The organism is Allobranchiibius huperziae, from assembly GCF_013410455.1.
Classification (GTDB): Bacteria; Actinomycetota; Actinomycetes; order Actinomycetales; family Dermatophilaceae; genus Allobranchiibius; species Allobranchiibius huperziae.
In genome coordinates this window covers 3092243-3110977 of the sequence record NZ_JACCFW010000001.1, presented here as the reverse complement: position 1 = coordinate 3110977, position 18735 = coordinate 3092243, and the positions used below count along the sequence as shown (strand labels likewise).

Genomic DNA, 18735 nt, shown 5'->3' with positions numbered 1-18735 from the left:
TCTCGAGTGGCGCACGTAAACGTGCGCCACTCGAGACATATGTATGCCACTCGGCGGGTGGGGCAGGGTCAGGCGGAGCCGTAGAGGTGCGTGATGTGGAGGTGCAGCGGCAGGCGCCGGTCGCGGACCATGGCCGCCCGGTAGTCGTCCCAGTCGTCGTGCTCGCCCTGTAGCGCGCGATAGAGGTCGACCAGTTCCTCCACGCTGGCGTCCTGCGGGTCGGCGCTCACGGGCATCAGCTCGGCATCGGCCTCCGCCACGGCGTACTGCCAGCCGCCCTTGGCGTTGACGAGGATGCTGGCACGCGGATCACGTTGCAGGTTGTGGGTCTTCGCGCGGTCAGCGGTGACCGACACGGTGCACATGTCGCGCGAGCGGTCGTAGAGATAGACCACGTTGGACAGCTGCGGCCGCCCGTCGCGCTTGATCGTCGCCAGGCTTGCCATCCGGGAGTCCGCGATCAGGGTCCGCAGTGCGTCGTCGCTCATCCCTGCAGCCTGCCGCATGACCACCCGAGGCGTCACCATCTCCGGACGCCCGCGCGGGCAGCCTGTCAGACTGCGCGGAGACGGGGTCGACGTCGATCCCGCACGAGTTGGAAGGTGTCACCGTGTCCGATCTGGATGTCGTTGCCGTGATCGAAGCCAAGCCGGGGAACGAGGCGGAAGTGAAGGCTGCGCTGGAGGAGCTGGTGACCGCGACCCGTACCGAAGAGGGCTGTGTCAGCTACGAACTGCGAGTCGCTGCCGACGCACCGACCACGTTCATCACGATCGAGAAGTGGCGTTCGCGTGACGACCTGGATCAGCACATGAAGTCCGAGCACATCGCCAAGGCGTTCTCGGTCGCCGGGCCGCTCATGGCCGGCCAGCCCGCGATCTACCCGCTGGCGGACGCGTAACCGACGGGTCGGGGCTGCGCCGAGATCGCGCTGGCGCATCCCCGACCGTCGACGGACGCGCCGCTCAGCGCACCCGCCAGCCGCCCAGCTCCGGGGGCGCGGGGGAGCGCTCACCGGTCTCGCCGAACGGCGGGACGCCGCGCACCAGAGCCGCGACCTCTGCATTGGCGCGTAGGCCGGTCGGGAAGTCGGCGCGGGCTGCGGCTCGTCGCAGCCCGCGTACGTCGAGCGGCGCCGGCGCCCCCGACGCGAGCAGTACGACGTTGCCGAACCGGCGCCCCTTCAGCACCTCGTTGGTCGCGAGGAGCGCCACCTCGGGCAGCGAGGCGGGCAGGGTCGCGACCACCCGGCGGATGTACCGCATGCCGGGCTCGTCGGCGAGGTTCGCCAGGAGCAGCCCGCCCGGCGCGAGCACCCGTGCGCACTCGGCGAGGAACGCACTCCCGGTGAGTTCGGCGGGCACCCTGCCGTCGGCGTACGCGTCGAGCACGATCACGTCCGCACTGGCGTCCCGCAGGGCTCGGACGCCCGCAGCACCGTCGGCCGGGCGCACCCTGATGCGGTGCTGGCGGGGGAGCGGGATCTCGCGTCGCACCGACTCGGTCAGCTCGACGTCGGGTTCGAGCACGATCTGCGGCGACCCGGGGCGGGTGGCCTGCAGGTAGCGAGCCAGGGTGAGGCCGGCGCCGCCGACGTGCGTTACCCGTAGCGGGCCGGGCGGCAGCAGATCGAGGACCAGAGCGAAGTGCTGGACGTACTCGAAGACCAGAAGCCGCGGATCGTCGGGTTGCACATGGGACTGCGGGTGCCCGTCGCGCATCACGGTCACCCCACCGCGCTCGTCGGTCGCGAACTCGATGTCGGCCATCCGCACAGTCTGCTGGAAGCCTCGCGAACCCCGACTGTCCGCACTATCGCGCACCCGTCCGCACGAAACCGCGGACACCCGCGGCGGCGGCTCGTGGTGGGATGGACGGATGCCGCGCCGACGTATCGATCCGGCCGCAGGCGGAGCCGCGCTGCGCGCCTGGATGGCCGATTCGACGACCCTGGACCGTTCCACACTCGCGACCGCCGTGCGCTACACGCTGGAGGAGTTGTCCCTGCAGGCCCCGGGCCGCAGCGTCGAGGTGCGCGTGCCGCCGTACGGCGCTGTGCAGGTCATCCAGGGCACGACGCACCGGCGCGGCACGCCCCCGAACGTCGTTGAGCTGCAGGCTGACTCGTGGCTCGCATTGGCTGTCGGCGACCTCACCTGGTCGGAGGCGGAGTCCAGCGGTCGGCTGAGCGCGTCGGGTGGTCGAGCGGACCTGTCGGCCTACCTTCCCCTCGTACGTCGCTCGTAGGCTGCGGCCATGCGCTTCGGAATCACGATCCTGCCCGAGCACCGCTGGTCCGACGCCGCACCCCTCTGGCGGGCCGCCGAGGAGCTGGGCTTCGACCACCTCTGGACCTACGACCACCTCACCTGGGGAGGGCTGCCGGACTCGCCGTGGTTCGGGACGATGCCGACCCTGACAGCAGCGGCCATGGTCACCTCACGGGCCCGGCTCGGGACGTTCGTGAGCTCGCCCAACTTCCGTGACCCGGTCACGTTCATGCGCGACATCCTGGCCGTCGACGACATCTCCGCCGGCCGTCTGATCGTCGGCATCGGGGTCGGGGGTGACCGGGACTCGCAGGTCATCGGGCAGCCGACGCTGAGCACGCGGGAGCGCGTCGACCGTTACGAGGAGTTCGTCACCCGCCTGGACACCGTGCTGCGCGAGGACCATGTGTCGTACGACGGCGCGTACTTCCGCGCGAACGACGCCCGGACGCTGCCCCGCGCGGTGCAGAACCCGCGACCGCCGTTCATCCTCGCGGCGAACGGACCGCGCTCGATCTCGATCGCCGCCGAGCGCGGCAACGGATGGGTGACCTACGGCAAGCCGGCCGACGAGCCGACGTGGTGGGCAGGCCTGGCCGACGTGTCGGAGCGGATGACCTGCGCTCTCGCGGCCCGCGAACGTGAGGACGACTTCGAACGGCACCTGAACCTGGACGGCGGCGGAGCGTACGCCCTCTCCAGCGTCGAGCACTTCGCCGACATGGTGGGACGTGCAGAGGAGCTCGGCTTCACCGACGTGATCACGCACTGGCCGCGCCCCGATGGGCCGTACGCCGGCTCACGCGACGTCCTGGAAGCGGTCGCCGACCGCTACCTCACTCGCCCCTGAAAATGGACATGCCGGGCGGGTCACAGATGACCCGCCCGGCATGTCCGAATGGTGAGACCTAGCGCTTGCTGGGGTCCCAGTGCCGGAAACCGCCGCGCCGGGCGGCCGCCTCGTCCTTGAACCACACGCTGGCCTCGGCGTCGTCGAAACCGGGCGACTCGGGTGTGTGGAAGGACATGTCGTTGTCGTCACCCTTCACCCAGCCTTTGGGCCCCGAGCCGTCCTCGGCCGGAGCCGCGGAACCCGGGCCGAGGGGGCCGTCCTCCTCATCGCCGGCGGATGCCTCGTCGGAGCCGTCGGAGACGTGCTCGGCGGCGTGATCCGAGACCGGGCTGCTGGCGGCCGGGGCCTCCTGCGGGGCCTGACTCGTCGACAGCGCGTCGTCCAGCGGCGGGGGCGGGGTGGCCCAGTCGTCGCCTCCGCCCGCGGCAGGAGCATCGGCTGCCGGGGTGCCGGCCGGGGCGGGTTCGGCGCCGGCGTCGGCTGTCGTGGACGCCGAGACCTGCTCCGTGGCGGGGGCCTCGTGGGCCCGCTCGGTGCGCTCCTCCGGCTGGTCGTCGTCGGTGTCCTCGCGCTGCTCGTTAGCAGCCAGCTCGCGGTCCTCGTCCCGTGCGGGCTCGGGCGGTGCTGCCTCCGCGGCCGGCTTGGCAGCGGGGGGAGCGGTGTCGTCCAGCGGCGGGGGCGGGGTGGCCCAGTCGTCGCCACCGCCCGCGGCAGGAGCATCGGCTGCCGGGGTGCCGGCCGGGGCGGGTTCGGCCCCGGCGTCCGCGGTCGTCGACGCCGAGACCTGCTCCGTGGCGGGGGCCTCGTGAGCGCGCTCGGCGCGCTCCTGGGCCTGGTCGTCGTCGGTGTCCTCGCGCTGTTCCTCGGCCACCGGCGCAGCCTGGCTCGCGGACTTCTCGGCGGCGGGGGCGCTGTCGTCCAGCGGCGGGGGCGGGGTGGCCCAGTCGTCGCCTCCACCTGCGGAGGGCGCGGCAGCGGGGGCCGGTTCCTCTTCGGCCGCGGGCTCGGCGGCCTCGGCGGGCTTCTCCTCGACCTTCGCGGTCCCAGCGGGTTCCTCGGCCGTCTTCTCAGTCTGTTTCTCGGCAGGGGCGCTGTCGTCCAGCGGCGGGGGCGGGGTGGCCCAGTCGTCGCCTCCACCTGCGGAGGGCGCGGCCGCGGCAGCGGGGGTCGGTTTCTCTTCGGCCACAGGCTCGGCGGCCTTCTCCTCGACCTTCGCGGCCCCAGCGGGCTCCTCGGCCGGCTTCTCAGTCTGTTTCTCGGCAGGGGCGCTGTCGTCCAGCGGCGGGGGCGGGGCGTCCCAGTCGTCGCCTCCACCGGCTGCGGGCGCAGTGGGCGCCGGCTTCTCCTCGGGCTCGGACGTCGCCGGCTCGGGTGCCTTCTCCGTCGACTTCTCGGCGGGGGCTTTGTCGTCCAGGGCGGGCGGCGCGGCGTCCCAGTCGTCGCCTCCACCGGCGGCCGCGACAGCAGGCGCCGGCTTCTTCTCGGGCTCGGACTCCGCCGGCTCGGACTTCGTGGGCTCGGGGGCCTTCTCAGGAGTCTTCTCGGCCGCCGGCTGGGCACTGTCGGCCACGGCCGCAGGTGCGGCGTCCCAATCGTCGCCTCCGGCCGCAGCCGACTCGTCCTTCTCGTCGGGGGTGCGCGCCGACTCCGGCTGAGCCTTCGCGACCTCCTCGTTTTGCATGCTCGCGGCCTGCTGCTCCGCGGCCGGCTGCTTCTCGAGGGGCTTCTCGGCCGGCGTACGCGCCCGCGAGCCGCCCGCCTGCACCGACTCCGGCTCGGCCGCGGGCGCCTCCGCCACCTCCGGACTGCCCTTCCGGTCGCCGGAGACACCGTGGATGCCGATCGAACCGCCGCGCTTGGGATCGCGCAGCGCGATGTACAGACCTTCGGCAACGGCGATGATCGCCAGGACGAGGACGGCCCAGATCATGCGAACTCACTTCTACGGGTGTGGTGGGGGACGTCGTCACCCTAGCCAAACGTCACCTACGGTTGAGGGGTGTCCGACCACCGTCCGCCCCCGCTACGTCCGGTGCGCCGCGCCCCCAACATCGTCGCGTTCCTGCTGACCGGCGCCGTCATCGGCATCGCCATCGGCTCGCTGATCGGCGTACGCGCCAGCACCGGCAACTATTCGCACGGTACGGCGGTCGGTCTCCTCGCCGTGACCGGCGCGGTCATCGGCGCGGTCATCGGCGGTCTGCTGGCGGTCCTGATGGACCACCGGTCCCTGCGCTGAGCGCACCCGCCGAGCCGTGGGACACTTGTCGACGTGACGCGCGGTGACGGCAGGCTCTCGCACGATCTGATGCCGGGGGAGAACTCCCCCCAAGACGCCTGCGGGGTGTTCGGGGTGTGGGCGCCCGGTGAGGACGTCGCCAAGCTGACCTACTTCGGCCTCTACGCGCTGCAGCACCGCGGTCAGGAGTCCGCCGGGATCGCGACCAGCGACGGCGAGAGCATCCTGATCTACAAGGACATGGGTCTGGTCTCGCAGGTCTTCGACGAGTCGAGCCTCTCCTCCCTGCGCGGTCACCTCGCGATCGGGCACAACCGCTACTCCACCACCGGCGGCAGCACCTGGGAGAACGCTCAGCCCACGCTCGGCGGCAGCGAGGAACGCACCGTCGCTCTCGCGCACAACGGCAACCTGATCAACACCGCCGAGCTGCGCGACCTGGTCGACGAGCAGCACGCCGGTCGCAAGATCGGCGGCGAGATCGGCCGCGGCAACACCTCCGACACGGCGCTGGTGACCGCGCTGCTCTCCGACCAGCCCGAGCGCTCCCTGGAGGACGTCGCCCTGGAGGTGCTGCCCAAGCTGCGCGGCGCCTTCTGCTTCGTCTTCATGAACGAGCAGACCTTGTACGCCGCCCGCGACCCGCAGGGGGTCCGACCCCTCGCGCTGGGCCGGCTCGAGCGCGGCTGGGTGGTGGCCTCGGAGACCGCGGCGCTGCAGACCATCGGCGCGAGCGTCGTACGCGAGATCGAGCCCGGCGAGTTGATCGCGATCGACGAGAACGGTCTGCGGTCGCACAAGTTCGCCGAGGCCAAGCCCAAGGGCTGCGTCTTCGAGTACGTCTACCTGGCCCGCCCCGACGCCGTCATCCGCGGCCGCGTCGTGCACGAGGCGCGCGTGGAGATGGGCCGTCAGCTTGCCCGCGAGCACCCCGTCGAGGCGGACCTGGTCATCGGGGTGCCCGAGTCGGGCGTGCCCGCCGCCACCGGGTACGCGCAGGAGGCCGGCATCCCGTTCGGCCAGGGGTTCGTGAAGAACGCGTACGTCGGCCGCACCTTCATCCAGCCCAGCCAGACCCTGCGCCAGCTCGGCATCCGGCTGAAGCTCAACCCCCTCGAACACGCCATCCGCGGGCGTCGGATCGTCGTCATCGACGACTCCATCGTGCGCGGCAACACCCAGCGTGCCCAGATCCGGATGCTGCGCGAGGCCGGCGCGACCGAGATCCACGTGCGCATCTCCAGCCCGCCGGTGAAGTGGCCGTGCTTCTACGGCATCGATTTCGCCACTCGGGCCGAGCTGGTCGCCAACGGCCTGGACACGGAGGCCATCCGAGCCTCGATCGGTGCCGACTCCCTCGGTTACATCTCCGAGGACGGCATGATCGCCTCGACCGACCAGCCGGCGAGCGAGCTGTGCAGCGCCTGCTTCACCGGTGACTACCCGATCGCACTGCCGGAGGACGGCCGGATCGGCAAACATCTGCTGGAGACGCTGCCGATCGAGCTGCGGACCGGCCACGACGCCTCGATCGAGCACACCCCGGCGGACCGCGGCGAGGTCGACGGCCGGCGGGACGCCGACGGGGTGAATGTGGGAGTCGCGGGCGGCGGCAGCGGCGCCCTGCTGCACCCGTAAGACACCCACGAAGTTCTCCGATCCGCTCCGATACTTTGCGGGGGACCCCGACCGAGACCCCACGAAGTTCTCCGCTGCGCTCGGGAACCGACAGACTCCCCGTAATCCGACGAAACCATCCGAGGACACCATGACCGACGCTCCCATCACCTACGCCGGCGCCGGAGTCGACGTCGAAGCCGGCGACAAGGCAGTCGAGCTGATGAAGGCGTCCGTGCGGCGCGCGCAGCGCCCGGAGGTCATCGGCGGTCTCGGCGGATTCGCCGGCCTGTTCGACGCGTCCGCGCTAGCCGGGATGACCCGGCCTGTCCTCGCCACCTCCACGGACGGCGTCGGCACGAAGGTCGCCGTCGCGCAGGCCATGGACAAGCACGACACCATCGGGTTCGACCTGGTGGGGATGGTCGTTGACGACATCGTCGTCTGCGGCGCTGAGCCGCTCTTCATGACCGACTACATCGCGACGGGCAAGGTCGTCCCGGAGCGGATCGCCGCGGTCGTCTCCGGCATCGCCGCCGCCTGCGCGCAGGCCGGGGTGGCGCTCGTTGGTGGCGAGACCGCGGAGCACCCGGGCCTGCTCGAACCCGACGAGTACGACGTCGCGGGCGCCGCCACCGGTGTCGTGGAGTACGCCGACCTGCTCACCCCGGACCGGGTGCGCGTGGGCGACGCGGTCCTGGCCGTCGCCTCCTCCGGCCTGCACTCCAACGGGCTGTCCCTGGTACGACGCGTGGTCGCCTCCGCCGGGTGGGGCTGGGATCGCGAGGTGGCTGAGTTCGGCCGCACCCTCGGCGAGGAGGTGCTGACACCGACCCGTGTCTACGCCGCCGACCTGCTGAAGCTGATCCGCACCGACGGCGTCGACGTCCACGCGCTCTCCCACATCACCGGTGGCGGGCTCGTCGCGAACGTCGCGCGGGTGCTGCCAACCGGTGTCGTTGCCGTCCTGGACCGGTCGACCTGGTCACCGCCGCCGGTCTTCCAGGTGGTCGGTCAGCTGGGCCGCGTGCCGCAGGAGGACCTCGAGCGCACCCTCAACATGGGGGTCGGCTTCGTGGTCGTGCTCCCGGCCGAGCACGCCGAGCAGGCGATCGGCGTACTCGATGCGCTCGGCCTGGACGCGTGGTCGCTCGGTCGCATCGAGGCGGCAGAGCAGGTCGACAGCCACGCAGCGCAGGTGGTCACGGGTGCCAAGGGCACCACGGGCGGCGGCGCACAGCTCATCGGCCGACACCGTTCCTGACCGACCCCACTCACCTGGCGGGCCCAGCCGGCATAGCTGAGCGCCACACCGGCGGGTGTGGCGCTCAGGCTACGTTCGCAGGCCCGACGGTGCGGGTCTGACTCGCGTCAGCGACTGCCGGAGGACCACTGCGAATAGTCGCCCTGGCCGTCATCGTCGGAGTCGTCGCGCTCCTCCGCACGGGTCGGCTGCACGCCGTTCGTCTCGTGCGAACGCAACTCACGCTGCAGAGCGCTGAGGTCGGTGTCGGGAGAGTAGTACTTCAGCTCCCGGGCAACCTTGGTCTGCTTGGCTTTCGCCCGGCCACGCCCCATGGCGAGACCCCCTCATGTCGATTCCTGGTGATTTGTCGTGGCCTCAACGGTACCTCAGGCTGCTCGCCCGACGTGTCGCGACCCGCGTCCACCTCCGACCGAACCGCGACGCCGGCCCTGGTATTCCGGACGGTGCTCAGGTGGAGCCGTTGGACGGCTCGTCGTCCTTGAGCCGGCGGCGTGAGACGACGACGCCGCCGGCGATGGCCAGAACGGCGATCACGACCGCGCCGATGATCAACCACGGTGCGTTGTTGGTCGAGTTGGTGGGCACCTGCTGGGTGGGCACCGGACTGCTGCTGGAGGACGCGCCGGCGGAGGACGTGGTGGCGCTGGAGGTGGCCGTGGCCGTCGCTCCCGCGGCAGGCGCCGCTCGGAAGGAGAACCCGCCGCTGACGGGGTGCCCGTCGTCGGAGGTGATCCGCCAGACGACCCGGTAGGTGCCCGCGGTCGTCGGCTGCGCCAACCGCACCGACACGATGTCGCCGGTGACTCGCAGGTCGCTGGAGACGACCTTGTCGCGGGGGTCCTTCACCTCGATGCGGGTGCCGGTCGAGACGACCTTCTCGGCGAACCTCAGCTGCACCGACGTCGGCGACGTGACGCTGGCACCGGACGCGGGCGTCGTACCCACCAGGCGGTCGTGCGCGAAGGCGGGAGCGGCGTACGAACCCCACAGGAGCGGTAGCAGCAGCAGGACGAGGAGCGCGAGCGGACGGGCGCGGCGATGGGTCACACGGGCCATCTTCGGCCATCCTGCCGGGCGTCGACCGAGGGGTCCGGCGCGGGGGAACCACGAAGGCCGCCCCGGCGATGCGGGACGGCCTTCACGTTCGGGTGGCCAGAGACGGGGTCGAACCGCCGACCTAGCGATTTTCAGTCGCTCGCTCTACCAACTGAGCTATCTGGCCCGGTACAAAACAAAGCGACCCCGACGGGACTCGAACCCGCGACCTCCGCCGTGACAGGGCGGCGCGCTAACCAACTGCGCTACGGGGCCTTGACAAAGCAAGACCTGCGTTACTGCGTATCCCCAACGGGATTCGAACCCGTGCTGCCGCCGTGAAAGGGCGGTGTCCTAGGCCGCTAGACGATGGGGACCCGCCTTCTCAGGATCACCACCGCGTGCCGCAGCTTCGGACCCGTTGAGGACGACCGCAACTATAGGGGGTGCTCCGGTGCGCGCCAAACCAAGGTCACCCGGATGCCCAGTCGAGCAGCCGATCGACCTCCCAGGTGGTCACGATGCGCTCCAGCGGCACTCCCAGGCGCTGGGCCCGTTCGGCCCCGTAGACCAGGAAATCCAGCTGACCCGGCGCGTGCGCGTCACTGTCGATCGAGAAGAGGCAGCCGGCCTCCATGGCGAGGGCGATGAGCTCGTCCGGCGGGTCGCGGCGCTCCGGCCGGGAATTGATCTCGACCGCCACGTCGTGCTCGGCGCACGCCTCGAAGACCGCCTTGGCGTCGAAGGTGGACTGCTTGCGTTTCCCGCGGTCGCCCTCCACCAGGCGTCCGGTGCAGTGGCCCAGGATGTTGGTCCGGGGGTTGCGGACCGCGCCGATCATCCGCCGGGTCATCGCGTCCTTGCTCATGGCCAGCTTGGAGTGCACGGACGCCACGCGCACCTGGAGCCGTCCGAGCATGTCCTCGCTCTGGTCGAGCGAGCCGTCGTCCAGGATGTCGACCTCGATGCCGCGCAGCAGTCGGAAGTCCTCGACGTGCCGGTCGATCGTGTCGACGATCTTCAGCTGCTGGGTGAGCCGCTCGGCGGACAGGCCGTTGGCGACGCGGAGGCGAGGGGAGTGGTCGGTGAGGACGAGGTACTCCCGCCCGAGTTCCATTGCGGTCGCGACCATCTCAGGGATCGGAGAACCGCCGTCGCTCCAATCGGAATGACAGTGACAGTCGCCTCGTAACTGTGCGGCGTACTCCTCACCACCCTCGACGAGCGGTCCGGACGTCTTCTCCTCCAGCGACGTGAGGTACGCCGGCTGCTCACCGGCCAGCGCCTCGCGCACCACCGCCTCGGTGGCCTTGCCGATGCCCGGCAGGCTCTGCAACGACCCTTCCGCCGCGTGCCGGTCCAGGTCCGCGCGCGATGTCGCTAGCACGGTGTCCGCCGCCTTGCGGAACGCCTGGACGCGGTAGGTGCCGGCCCGGGACCGCTCCAGCAGAAAGGCGATCCGACGCAGGGCGTCGACCGGCTCGATCGCGGCGTCGTCACTGGCAGCCATGCCCCCACCATGCCTTAGTCACCCCACGAAGTTTCGCTTCCTCCGCTGCGCTCCTCCAGCGAATACTTCGCGAGGACCCCGACACGTCACCCCACGAAGTTTCGCTTCCTCCGCTGCGCTCCTCCAGCGACTACTTCGCGAGGACCCCGACACGTCACCCCACGAAGTTTCGCTTCCTCCGCTGCGCTCCTCCAGCGAATACTTCGCGAGGACCCCGACACGTCACCCCACGAAGTTTCGCTTCCTCCGCTGGCCCTTCGATACCGCTGCGCTCCGACGACGCCGCTCTCGTCGGCGGGCATAGCGGCCACGTAGGGTCGTCGGTCGTGAAGGCAGCGCTGGTGATCGGGTGTCTCGCCGCCGTGCTGCTGTGGGTGTGGTTGGCCCGTCGCCGGTTCCAGGAGCGGCACCTGACCTGGCTGGTGCGGCGGGCCCGCGGTGACATCACCCGAGCCCGCACCGTCACCGTCGGCGCGGAATCGGCCGCGTTGATCCTGGCCTGCGGCGTGCTCGCCCTGGGCGTCCTGAGCGAGCAACTCTGGGCAGCGTTCTACGTGCGGATCCCGGCAGCGGTGCTCGTCCTGGCGCTCTACGTGCCGTACGCCGCGATGCTGGCGCCCGTGCGCACCGCGGCCCGGCTGCGGCGTAGCCCGCAGCAACGGATGGTCGACCTCGGCGCGCCCGCGCAGGTGGCGGACCGCATCGCGCGTGTCGGGCGGCCGTACGCCGTCGCCGGCTCGGTGGTCATGCTGGCCGCGGTCTACGTGCTCTTCTGGCACCACATCGACTGATCGGCAGGACGGCCGGTTGGCGCAGGTGCGCGGTTTGCGCCGCCGGCCAGGGCTGCAGCACTGGCCACCAACGCAAACCGCCGGCGCGGGCGCACACCGTCGGGTCCGACGCCTTCCGCGGCGAGCGTCGGTCAGTCGACGATGAGGGCCGCGTACCGGGCCAGGTCGACGTTCCCGCCGGAAAGGATCACCCCGACCCGCAGACCGGCGAGTTCGGAGCGCAGGCTCCGGGCAGCGGCGTACGCCAGGACGCCGGTCGGCTCGACCACGGCCTTGCAGGTGGCGGCGAGCGAGCGCATCGCTTCCACCAGCTCACCGTCGCCCACCCGCACGATGTCGCGCACCTCCCGGCGGATGACGGGGAAGGTCAGCTCACCCAGGGCGGTCGTCTGCGCGCCGTCGGCGAGCGTGTGGGGCACGTCGATCCGCACGATTTGGCCGGCGTCCAGGGACTGCTTGCCGTCGTCACCGGCGGCCGGCTCGGCGCCGTAGATGACGGCATCGGGGCAGGTCGCCCGCACGGCGAGGCAGGTGCCCGCCAGCAGCCCGCCGCCACCGAGCGGGGTGATCACGACGTCCAGCGGCCCGACCTGATCCAGCAGCTCCAGCGCTGCGGTGCCCTGTCCGGCGATCACGTCGGGATGGTCGAACGGCGGCAGCAGCATGGCACCCGTGCGCCCGGAGATCTCGGCCGCGATGGCTGCCCGGTCCTGCGTATGCCGCTCGTAGAGAACGACGTCGGCGCCGTACCCCCGCGTCGCGGCCAGCTTGATGGCGGGCGCGTCGGACGGCATGACGATGGTGGCCGGTACGCCGAGGACCCGTGCCGCCAGCGCCACGGCCTGCGCGTGGTTACCCGAGGAGAAGGCCACCACGCCGGCCGGTCCGACCCGGGTGCGCAGGGCGTTGTACGCGCCGCGGAACTTGAACGATCCGGTGCGCTGCAGGTGCTCGGCCTTGAGGAAGAGCCGCAGGCCGAGCTCGGAGTCCAGCCGGGAGGAGGTGAGCACCGGCGTGCGATGCGCGACGCCCTCCAGCCGCCCGGCGGCGGCGCGTACGGCCGCGATGTCCGGCGTGCTGCGGACCTGCTCGGGCACGGTCAGGACTTCTGCTGCTTCTCCAGCTGCTTGCGCGCCGCGGCCTCGGCCTTCTTGGTGCCGTAGTCCTGCGCCTGCTTGGCAGCGAAGACGATGACGACGGTGCCGACCGCCATCCAGATGCGCGGGTGCTTGATGCCCTTGCCGACCAGGAACTTCTCGGCTCGCGCGTCCATCTTGAGGCCGAAGCCGGAGCTGATGAGGGTCAGGCCACCCGCCGCGGCCGCGATGGCGGACCCGGCGGACGCGGCCGTGGCCGCGCGGGTGCGCGTGGGTTTGGTGCCGAGGTCGCCGCCGTCGTCGGAGCCACCGCGCGACGCCAGGAAGACCGAGCCGGCGGTGCCGGCCGTGTTGGCGAGCCGCAAACCCCGGCGACCCCACTTCGGCAGCCGTGCGGGCCGCAGGAAGACACCTGCCCCGGCGGCGGCGGCCGCGGCAGCGTTCTGGACGATCGGGGAGCGCAACAGGTCGGTAGAGGCCATGCGCGTCAGCCTATGCCGCGGCGTACGCCGTCTCGTCCACCTGCGAGCTCGACCGGTGCAGCGCTCCCCGGGCGGTGACGGCGAGGACGGCGGCCAGTGCGCAGGCCGACACCGTGGTCGCGAACGCCCCGGTGGCACCCTGCGCGTCGGCGAGGTGACCGGCGACCGTTGTCCCGCAGGCATATCCGAGCCCGGTGGCTGCTGCGAGGAGCGTCATCGCAGCGGCGACGCGCGGTGCGGGCGTGAGCGTCTCACCGAGCGTGAAGGTGGTGATCATGTACGGCGCGACGCAGAGGCCGAGCACGAGCAGCACCGGCACCAGCGTCACCAGTGAGTTCACGAGCAGCAGCGGGGTGGACAGCACGAAGAGGGCGACGGCGGCGACCCGCAGGCGCGCGGCGTACCCGAACGACGCCGGGACCGCGGCCATGCCGATGCCCGCCAGCACGCTGCCCACTCCGAGCAGGGCGTGGAAGAGCCCGGCGAGAGGTGCGTGCCCGGCGTTCGTCGCGATCACCGTCGTGCCGGTCTGGACCGAACCGAAGACGGCACCGATCAGCAGCTGCGCCACGCAAAGGACGGCGATCGACCTGGTCACCAGGCGGGTGTGGGGCGAGTCGCCGGAGATGGCGCGCCGGGCGAGCGCCGCCGTGGGATGCAACGCGAACCAGGAGCCGAAGACCGCCAGGATCACCGCAGCCCCCTCGAGCGCGAACTGCGGCCCCGCGAGGGCTCCGAAGATGCCGACGAACGCCGGGCCGAGCACGAACGACGCCTCGTCGGCGGCGCCCTCGTAGGAGAACGCCGTGTCGACCAGGCTGACCGGATGCCCGCGCCGGGCGATGATCGGCCGCCAGCGCACCCGCGCCAGTGGTCCGACCTGGGGCAGCAGGAAGCCGGTGACGGCGCAGATCGCGGCGTCGACCTGCCACGCGGTCCCCGAGCGGGTGAGGAGCACGACGAGCGCCAGCCCGATCGCACCGGCAACCGACTGGAAGAACGCGACGGGTCGCTGGCCGATGCGGTCGGCGGCGGAGCCGAAGAGCGGCGCTCCGACGGCGTTGGCGAGGGCGAGCGCACCGGCGCAGCCGCCGCCGATGCCGTAGCTGCCGGTGCGTCCGGCGACGAGCAGCAGGACGCCGAGCTGGCTCATCGCGAGCGGCAGGCGCGCGAGGAAGGCGATGGCGATGTAGCGGCGGCCACTGATGGCGAAGAGCGCCCGATAGGACGCGACGGGGGACATGCTCAGGTGACTCCGATGGTGCGGTCCGGTGCGCGACCTCCCACCCAACGGTCGCGCCATGTTCCCTGTGCGCCGCCGATTCTACCGGCATGATCGGAGGCGTCCGCGCATCGTGGGCGGCGCAGGACCGAAAGATTCGAGGGGCGTGCAGAGCATGGCGAAGGGTTATTGGATCGGCCGGATCGATGTCACCGATCCGGATCGGTACGCGGAGTACGCCGCGGCCAACGGGGCCGCGTACGCGGCGTACGGCGGTCGGCTGCTGGTGCGCGGCGGGGATTTCGAGGCCGTCGAAGGTGCCGCCCGGTCGCGCAACGTGGTGATCGAGTTCCCCTCGTACGACGAAGCGTTGGCGTGTTACCGCTCAGATCTCTACCAGGCGGCGCGCGCTCTGCGACAGGACGCGGCGACCATGGAGCTGATCGTGATCGAGGGATACGACGGACCACAACCGGGTCAGTGATCCGCCCGCGGAGTGAGGTGGCGACCGGGGTGCGGCTGTCGGCGCGCCGGGCCGTGAGGCTCGATCGGCCCCCGGGCTGGACGGCATCGACCCCCCGGCGTGGACGCAGTCGAACTCGTCCGTCTGGGGGTCGCCGGTGCTGATCTGGGCTGGTGGGGCCTCGCGGCCGCAGGACCGGCTGGCAGACTCCAGGGCATGAGTGCGTGGGATGCCGTGGTGGCACGTGCCCGCGACATGGTGGGCCGAGGCTCCCAGTTGTCGTGGGTCGTGCCCATCGAGCGCGACCACTGGCAGACCCAGCGGGAGTTCCAGCACCGCCGGGTGGTCACCGCGGTGACGCTGGCGGTCGGTACCCCCGTGCTGCGCCATGCTCTGTCGCGCAAACCCGGCAGCCGACAGTTCTACGCCTCGACCGTGCTGCTCGCGGGCGTCTGGGCGGGCGGCGCGTTCGCGTCGGGCCCGCTGCACGCCGGCTGGAGCGGCACCCGCGACCCCGAGAAGAACGCCCGCCCACTGGTGCGGCCGTTCGCCATCGGCGCCGGCGCCGTCGTGTTCTTCGCCGCCGGCGCGGCGGTCATCGCCCGCATCCCGGCCCTGCGACGACCGGTGCTCGCCGTCCTCAACCACGCGCGCTTCGGGTCGCTGCCGGTGGTCGTGCCCCTCACCCTGATCACCGGTGTCGGCGAGGAGCTGTTCTTCCGCGGCGCGCTCTACGCCGCGACCAAGCAACCCCACCAGATCGCCGTGACCACGGCGATCTACACGGTCGCGACCGGCATCACCGGCAACCCGATGCTCGTCTTCGCCGCGGGCGTCCTCGGCCTCCTCGTGGCGATCGAACGTCGCACCACCGGCGGCGTCCAGGGGCCGATCATCATCCATCTCACCTGGTCGACGGGCATGCTGCTCGTGCTGCCACCGCTGATCGAGTACCGCCGCTGAGGCGGCCCGTGCAGACCGGATGGACACCATGACCCCCGGTCGGGCCCTCGTGCTCGGCGCCACCGGGTACGTCGGCTCCCGGCTCGTGCCGCAGCTCCTGGATGCCGGGTGGTCCACGCGGGTCATGAGCCGGCACCCGCAGCGTCTGACCGACCGTGCCTGGAGCGCCCGGGCCGAGATCGTCGGCGGCGATGCCTCGAGTGCGGAGGACATGGCGACCGCCTGCGCGGACGTCGACGTCGTCTACTACCTGCTGCACTCGATGGACGGCACCGGTGACTTCGCCCAGCGGGACCGTGAACTCGCGGACGTGTGCGCGCAGGTGGCCGCCGACGCGGGGGTACGACGCATCGTCTACCTCGGGGCGCTGCACCCGAGCGGTCCGCTCAGCCCGCACCTCGCTTCGCGGGTGGAGGTCGGGGAGATCCTGCTCGCCGGTGAGGTGCCGACGACGGTGCTGCAGGCGGCAGTGGTGCTGGGGGCCGGCTCGGCGTCGTTCGAGCTGCTGCGGCACCTGAGCGCTCGTCTGATCGTGGCGCCGGCGCCCGACTGGGTGCTGAATCGCCTGCAGCCCATAGCGATCCGCGACGCGTTGCACTACCTGGTCGAGAGCGCCGCGATGGCGCCGGACGTCAACCGGTCTTTCGACATCGGCGGCCCGGATGTGCTCAGCTACCGCGACATGGTGTTGCAGTACGCCGACATCGCCGGTCTGCATCGCCGCCATCTGCTGACCCTGCAGGCCCCGAAGCTGCTGACAGGCATCGCCGGCGAGGTGGTCGGACGGCTGACGCCCGTGCCCCGGGGAGTGGCCGCGCCGCTGGTCGGCAGCCTGGTGCACGAGGTCATCTGCCACGAGCACGACATCGAGGACCTGATCGAGCCGGAGCTCGGCGGCCTGCTCAGCTTCGAGCTGGCCGTGCTCGCCGCGCTGGAGAACGAGGGGCGGGGCGAGCCCGGTCGGTTGCCCGAGCCGGGCGCCCAGGACCCGGCGTACCGGACGTCGGCCGACCCCACCTGGGCCGGTTGAGCGGCCCGATCCTGCTCTCTCACAGAGAATCTCGAAGGACACCATGACCCGATTCACCGCGCACAACCACTCGACCGCCGATGTCGACGCGTCGCAGGAGCAGATCTGGACGGCGCTGACCGACACCGAGCTGCTGCCCCGGCTCACGCCCTTCCTGAAGCGGATCGACGTCGTCGACGGCAAGTGGGTGTGGACCCTGACCTCGATCCCGGTGCTGACCAAGCAGATCTCACCGAGCTTCACGGAGGTCATGACCTTCGAGCCGATGACGCACATCACGTTCACCCACGACCCGAGCAAGACCGACGAGCAGGCCGGAGCGGAGGGCTCCTACACGCTCACGCCGAACGGCGCTCGGACGCACCTGGCGATCGACCTGGAGGTCTCGGTGGACCTGCCGTTGCCCAAGCTCGCCAAGCCGGGCGTGCTGGCCGGGATGAACACGGTGATGGCGGCGATGGGCAGCAGGTTCGCCACCAACCTGCTCAAGCATCTGGACGCCACCCGCTGAGTCCGCCGCATCGGGAGTACGCGCGCTCGATCCGGCGGGCGCGTACTCCCGGTACTCGAACCTGTCGTCAATGCGTCGCGGGTACCAGGATGTCCGGGGTGAACTGGTCGGTCGAAGTGAGCCCGGCCACCGCCATGCTGAGGTCGAACTCGGCCTGGAAGTTCCGGAGCACCTCGCGCACGCCGTCCTCACCGGCCAACGCGAGGCCGTAGACGTACGGCCGGGCGATGCAGACCGCTGTGGCGCCCAGCGCGAGTGCTTTGAACGCGTCTGCAGCGCAACGGATCCCACTGTCGAAGAGGATCGGCACCCGGTCGCCGACGCGCTCGGCGACCGCCGGGAGCGCATCCAGCGAGCCGATCGCACCGTCGAGCTGGCGGCCGCCGTGGTTGGACACGATGATGCCGTCGACGCCGTACTTCAGAGCCAGCTCCGCGTCCTCCGGCGACTGGATGCCCTTGACGAGGATGGGCAGGTCGGTCAGGTCGCGCAGCCACGCCAGCTCCTCCCAGTTCAGCGACAGGCGCCCGAAGAGTTCCTGGAAGGTGCGGATCGAGGCCATCGGCAGCTTGGATCGCAGGTTGGCCCGGAAGTCACCGGGGTGGGCGCGCGCGATCGTCCCGAGCGAGCGCACCGCTGAGGGGGTCGGCCGCCGGTCGACGGAGGGAATCTGCCCCTCCTGCAACCGTTTCCGCGTGATGTCCTGGAAGACCGGGTCGGAGGTGTAGTTGGCGATGCCGCGGGCGCGGGCGAACGGGGAGTACGCGCGGTCCAGATCCAGCGTGCGCCAACCCAGCAGCATCGTGTCGAGGGTGACGACGATGGCGCTCGCGCCGATCGCCTCTGCGCGACGTACGAAACTGCGGGCCAGGTCGTCGTCGGCACTCCAGTAGAGCTGGAACCACCGCTCGTGGTCGCCGAGCTCGTCCGCGATCGCCTCCATCGGGTACGACGCCTGCGAGGAGATGATCATGGGTACGCCGCTGGCCCTCGCCGCACGCGCCACCGCGAGGTCGCCGTCCGGGTGGCACATCTCCAGCACGCCGACGGGCGCGGTGAGGAACGGACTGGGGTGCCGCCGGCCGAACAACTCGATGGACTGGTCGCGCTCGGACGCGTCGCGCAGCACCCGGGGCACGAGTTGCCAGTGCGCGAACGCGTTGCGGTTGTTGATGATCGTGCGCCCTGTGCCCGCCCCGGTCTCGACGTAGGACCGGGCGTCGCCGCTCATCGCGCGCAGCCCGTCGTGCTCCAGCCGATCCGGACTGACCGGCACCTTCGGCGTGGTGCCGAAGACGCCCGCCTGATAGATCTGCGACTGCACGCGGCGGCCGATGTCTCGCAGGGAGATGCTCATGGCGCTCACACTCGCACAGCCCTACCGG

Annotated in this window: 21 protein-coding genes and 3 tRNA genes; 11 read left to right on the top strand and 13 right to left on the bottom strand. The window is 71.3% G+C overall.

Annotated features, from left to right (window positions below; all coding sequences use genetic code 11):
- Window positions 1-68 precede the first annotated feature (68 nt).
- Window positions 69-488 (bottom strand): PPOX class F420-dependent oxidoreductase, encoded by a 420-nt coding sequence (locus tag HNR15_RS14750; RefSeq protein ID WP_179483042.1) that lies wholly within the window; start codon window positions 486-488, stop codon window positions 69-71.
- 122 nt (window positions 489-610) lie between these two features.
- Here HNR15_RS14750 and HNR15_RS14745 point away from each other — a divergent pair, with 122 nt between their 5' ends.
- Window positions 611-901 (top strand): putative quinol monooxygenase, encoded by a 291-nt coding sequence (locus HNR15_RS14745; RefSeq protein WP_179483039.1) that lies wholly within the window; start codon window positions 611-613, stop codon window positions 899-901.
- A 64-nt stretch (window positions 902-965) separates the two neighbouring features.
- Here the strand turns inward: HNR15_RS14745 and HNR15_RS14740 are convergent, their stop codons facing one another.
- The gene (locus HNR15_RS14740; protein WP_179483038.1) at window positions 966-1769 is read right to left on the bottom strand and encodes a spermidine synthase; all 804 of its coding nucleotides are present in this window, start codon (window positions 1767-1769) and stop codon (window positions 966-968) included.
- A gap of 109 nt (window positions 1770-1878) precedes the next feature.
- Here HNR15_RS14740 and HNR15_RS14735 point away from each other — a divergent pair, with 109 nt between their 5' ends.
- Both HNR15_RS14735 and HNR15_RS14730 read left to right on the top strand, forming a co-directional pair.
- Complete coding sequence (locus tag HNR15_RS14735) at window positions 1879-2247, top strand: sterol carrier family protein (RefSeq protein WP_179483036.1); 369 nt, start codon at window positions 1879-1881, stop codon at window positions 2245-2247.
- 9 nt (window positions 2248-2256) lie between these two features.
- Window positions 2257-3120 (top strand): LLM class flavin-dependent oxidoreductase, encoded by an 864-nt coding sequence (locus HNR15_RS14730; protein WP_179483034.1) that lies wholly within the window; start codon window positions 2257-2259, stop codon window positions 3118-3120.
- A 58-nt stretch (window positions 3121-3178) separates the two neighbouring features.
- Here the strand turns inward: HNR15_RS14730 and HNR15_RS14725 are convergent, their stop codons facing one another.
- Window positions 3179-5053 carry a sunset domain-containing protein gene (locus HNR15_RS14725; protein WP_179483032.1) on the bottom strand — a complete coding sequence of 625 codons (1875 nt, stop codon included), beginning with the start codon at window positions 5051-5053 and terminating at the stop codon, window positions 3179-3181.
- A 69-nt stretch (window positions 5054-5122) separates the two neighbouring features.
- On the opposite strand from HNR15_RS14725, the gene HNR15_RS14720 reads away from it, so the two are divergent.
- The 3 genes from HNR15_RS14720 (at window position 5123) to purM (ending at window position 8243) form a co-directional block, all read left to right on the top strand.
- Complete coding sequence (locus HNR15_RS14720; RefSeq protein ID WP_179483030.1) at window positions 5123-5362, top strand: hypothetical protein; 240 nt, start codon at window positions 5123-5125, stop codon at window positions 5360-5362.
- Window positions 5363-5395: 33 nt separating this feature from the next.
- Window positions 5396-7000, top strand: coding sequence for an amidophosphoribosyltransferase (gene purF / locus HNR15_RS14715; RefSeq protein ID WP_179483028.1), 1605 nt, complete (start codon window positions 5396-5398; stop codon window positions 6998-7000).
- A 130-nt stretch (window positions 7001-7130) separates the two neighbouring features.
- Window positions 7131-8243, top strand: a complete 1113-nt coding sequence (purM, locus tag HNR15_RS14710) for a phosphoribosylformylglycinamidine cyclo-ligase (RefSeq protein ID WP_179483026.1) — start codon at window positions 7131-7133, stop codon at window positions 8241-8243.
- 107 nt (window positions 8244-8350) lie between these two features.
- Here purM and HNR15_RS14705 read toward each other — a convergent pair whose 3' ends face one another.
- From HNR15_RS14705 to HNR15_RS14680, 6 genes are all read right to left on the bottom strand, one after another.
- On the bottom strand, window positions 8351-8557 hold the full coding sequence (locus tag HNR15_RS14705) for a DUF3073 domain-containing protein (RefSeq protein WP_179483024.1): 207 nt from the start codon (window positions 8555-8557) through the stop codon (window positions 8351-8353).
- Between the two features lie 136 nt (window positions 8558-8693).
- Window positions 8694-9293: a copper resistance protein CopC gene (locus HNR15_RS14700; protein ID WP_179483022.1), complete on the bottom strand. Its 600-nt coding sequence runs from the start codon at window positions 9291-9293 to the stop codon at window positions 8694-8696.
- Window positions 9294-9395: 102 nt separating this feature from the next.
- Window positions 9396-9468, bottom strand: a tRNA-Phe gene (locus HNR15_RS14695).
- A gap of 15 nt (window positions 9469-9483) precedes the next feature.
- Window positions 9484-9557 (bottom strand) — tRNA-Asp (locus tag HNR15_RS14690).
- 28 nt (window positions 9558-9585) lie between these two features.
- Window positions 9586-9658, bottom strand: a tRNA-Glu gene (locus tag HNR15_RS14685).
- 95 nt (window positions 9659-9753) lie between these two features.
- A complete protein-coding gene (locus HNR15_RS14680; protein WP_179483020.1) occupies window positions 9754-10791 on the bottom strand; it encodes a PHP domain-containing protein in 1038 nt (345 codons plus the stop codon).
- Between the two features lie 326 nt (window positions 10792-11117).
- On the opposite strand from HNR15_RS14680, the gene HNR15_RS14675 reads away from it, so the two are divergent.
- On the top strand, window positions 11118-11582 hold the full coding sequence (locus tag HNR15_RS14675) for a hypothetical protein (RefSeq protein ID WP_179483018.1): 465 nt from the start codon (window positions 11118-11120) through the stop codon (window positions 11580-11582).
- Window positions 11583-11713: 131 nt separating this feature from the next.
- Here the strand turns inward: HNR15_RS14675 and HNR15_RS14670 are convergent, their stop codons facing one another.
- Genes HNR15_RS14670 through HNR15_RS14660 form a run of 3 tightly spaced genes read right to left on the bottom strand, consistent with a single transcriptional unit; the run spans window position 11714 to window position 14404 of the window.
- The gene (locus HNR15_RS14670) at window positions 11714-12679 is read right to left on the bottom strand and encodes a pyridoxal-phosphate dependent enzyme (RefSeq protein ID WP_343048552.1); all 966 of its coding nucleotides are present in this window, start codon (window positions 12677-12679) and stop codon (window positions 11714-11716) included.
- 2 nt (window positions 12680-12681) lie between these two features.
- Entirely contained in the window at window positions 12682-13161 is a 480-nt protein-coding gene (locus HNR15_RS14665) for a hypothetical protein (protein ID WP_179483016.1), read from the bottom strand.
- Window positions 13162-13171: 10 nt separating this feature from the next.
- The gene (locus HNR15_RS14660) at window positions 13172-14404 is read right to left on the bottom strand and encodes an MFS transporter (protein ID WP_179483014.1); all 1233 of its coding nucleotides are present in this window, start codon (window positions 14402-14404) and stop codon (window positions 13172-13174) included.
- A 154-nt stretch (window positions 14405-14558) separates the two neighbouring features.
- Between HNR15_RS14660 and HNR15_RS14655 the strand changes: the two genes are divergently transcribed.
- From HNR15_RS14655 to HNR15_RS14640, 4 genes are all read left to right on the top strand, one after another.
- On the top strand, window positions 14559-14867 hold the full coding sequence (locus HNR15_RS14655; RefSeq protein ID WP_179483012.1) for a DUF1330 domain-containing protein: 309 nt from the start codon (window positions 14559-14561) through the stop codon (window positions 14865-14867).
- Between the two features lie 195 nt (window positions 14868-15062).
- A complete protein-coding gene (locus HNR15_RS14650; protein ID WP_179483010.1) occupies window positions 15063-15809 on the top strand; it encodes a CPBP family intramembrane glutamic endopeptidase in 747 nt (248 codons plus the stop codon).
- A gap of 19 nt (window positions 15810-15828) precedes the next feature.
- On the top strand, window positions 15829-16839 hold the full coding sequence (locus HNR15_RS14645) for an NAD(P)H-binding protein (protein ID WP_179483008.1): 1011 nt from the start codon (window positions 15829-15831) through the stop codon (window positions 16837-16839).
- Window positions 16840-16882: 43 nt separating this feature from the next.
- Window positions 16883-17350 (top strand): SRPBCC family protein, encoded by a 468-nt coding sequence (locus HNR15_RS14640; protein WP_179483006.1) that lies wholly within the window; start codon window positions 16883-16885, stop codon window positions 17348-17350.
- A gap of 67 nt (window positions 17351-17417) precedes the next feature.
- Here HNR15_RS14640 and HNR15_RS14635 read toward each other — a convergent pair whose 3' ends face one another.
- Entirely contained in the window at window positions 17418-18707 is a 1290-nt protein-coding gene (locus HNR15_RS14635; RefSeq protein ID WP_179483004.1) for an alpha-hydroxy-acid oxidizing protein, read from the bottom strand.
- Window positions 18708-18735: the final 28 nt, after the last annotated feature.

Bases quoted from the DNA above. Each gene is read 5' to 3' on its own strand.
- HNR15_RS14750 (WP_179483042.1), bottom strand. From the start codon at position 488: ATGAGCGACGACGCACTGCGGACCCTGATCGCGGACTCCCGGATGGCA.
- HNR15_RS14740 (WP_179483038.1), bottom strand. From the start codon at position 1,769: ATGGCCGACATCGAGTTCGCGACCGACGAGCGCGGTGGGGTGACCGTG.
- HNR15_RS14735 (WP_179483036.1), top strand. From the start codon at position 1,879: ATGCCGCGCCGACGTATCGATCCGGCCGCAGGCGGAGCCGCGCTGCGC.
- HNR15_RS14730 (WP_179483034.1), top strand. From the start codon at position 2,257: ATGCGCTTCGGAATCACGATCCTGCCCGAGCACCGCTGGTCCGACGCC.
- HNR15_RS14725 (WP_179483032.1), bottom strand. From the start codon at position 5,053: ATGATCTGGGCCGTCCTCGTCCTGGCGATCATCGCCGTTGCCGAAGGT.
- purM (WP_179483026.1), top strand. From the start codon at position 7,131: ATGACCGACGCTCCCATCACCTACGCCGGCGCCGGAGTCGACGTCGAA.
- HNR15_RS14705 (WP_179483024.1), bottom strand. From the start codon at position 8,557: ATGGGGCGTGGCCGGGCGAAAGCCAAGCAGACCAAGGTTGCCCGGGAG.
- HNR15_RS14680 (WP_179483020.1), bottom strand. From the start codon at position 10,791: ATGGCTGCCAGTGACGACGCCGCGATCGAGCCGGTCGACGCCCTGCGT.
- HNR15_RS14665 (WP_179483016.1), bottom strand. From the start codon at position 13,161: ATGGCCTCTACCGACCTGTTGCGCTCCCCGATCGTCCAGAACGCTGCC.
- HNR15_RS14660 (WP_179483014.1), bottom strand. From the start codon at position 14,404: ATGTCCCCCGTCGCGTCCTATCGGGCGCTCTTCGCCATCAGTGGCCGC.
- HNR15_RS14655 (WP_179483012.1), top strand. From the start codon at position 14,559: ATGGCGAAGGGTTATTGGATCGGCCGGATCGATGTCACCGATCCGGAT.
- HNR15_RS14650 (WP_179483010.1), top strand. From the start codon at position 15,063: ATGAGTGCGTGGGATGCCGTGGTGGCACGTGCCCGCGACATGGTGGGC.
- HNR15_RS14645 (WP_179483008.1), top strand. From the start codon at position 15,829: ATGGACACCATGACCCCCGGTCGGGCCCTCGTGCTCGGCGCCACCGGG.
- HNR15_RS14640 (WP_179483006.1), top strand. From the start codon at position 16,883: ATGACCCGATTCACCGCGCACAACCACTCGACCGCCGATGTCGACGCG.
- HNR15_RS14635 (WP_179483004.1), bottom strand. From the start codon at position 18,707: ATGAGCATCTCCCTGCGAGACATCGGCCGCCGCGTGCAGTCGCAGATC.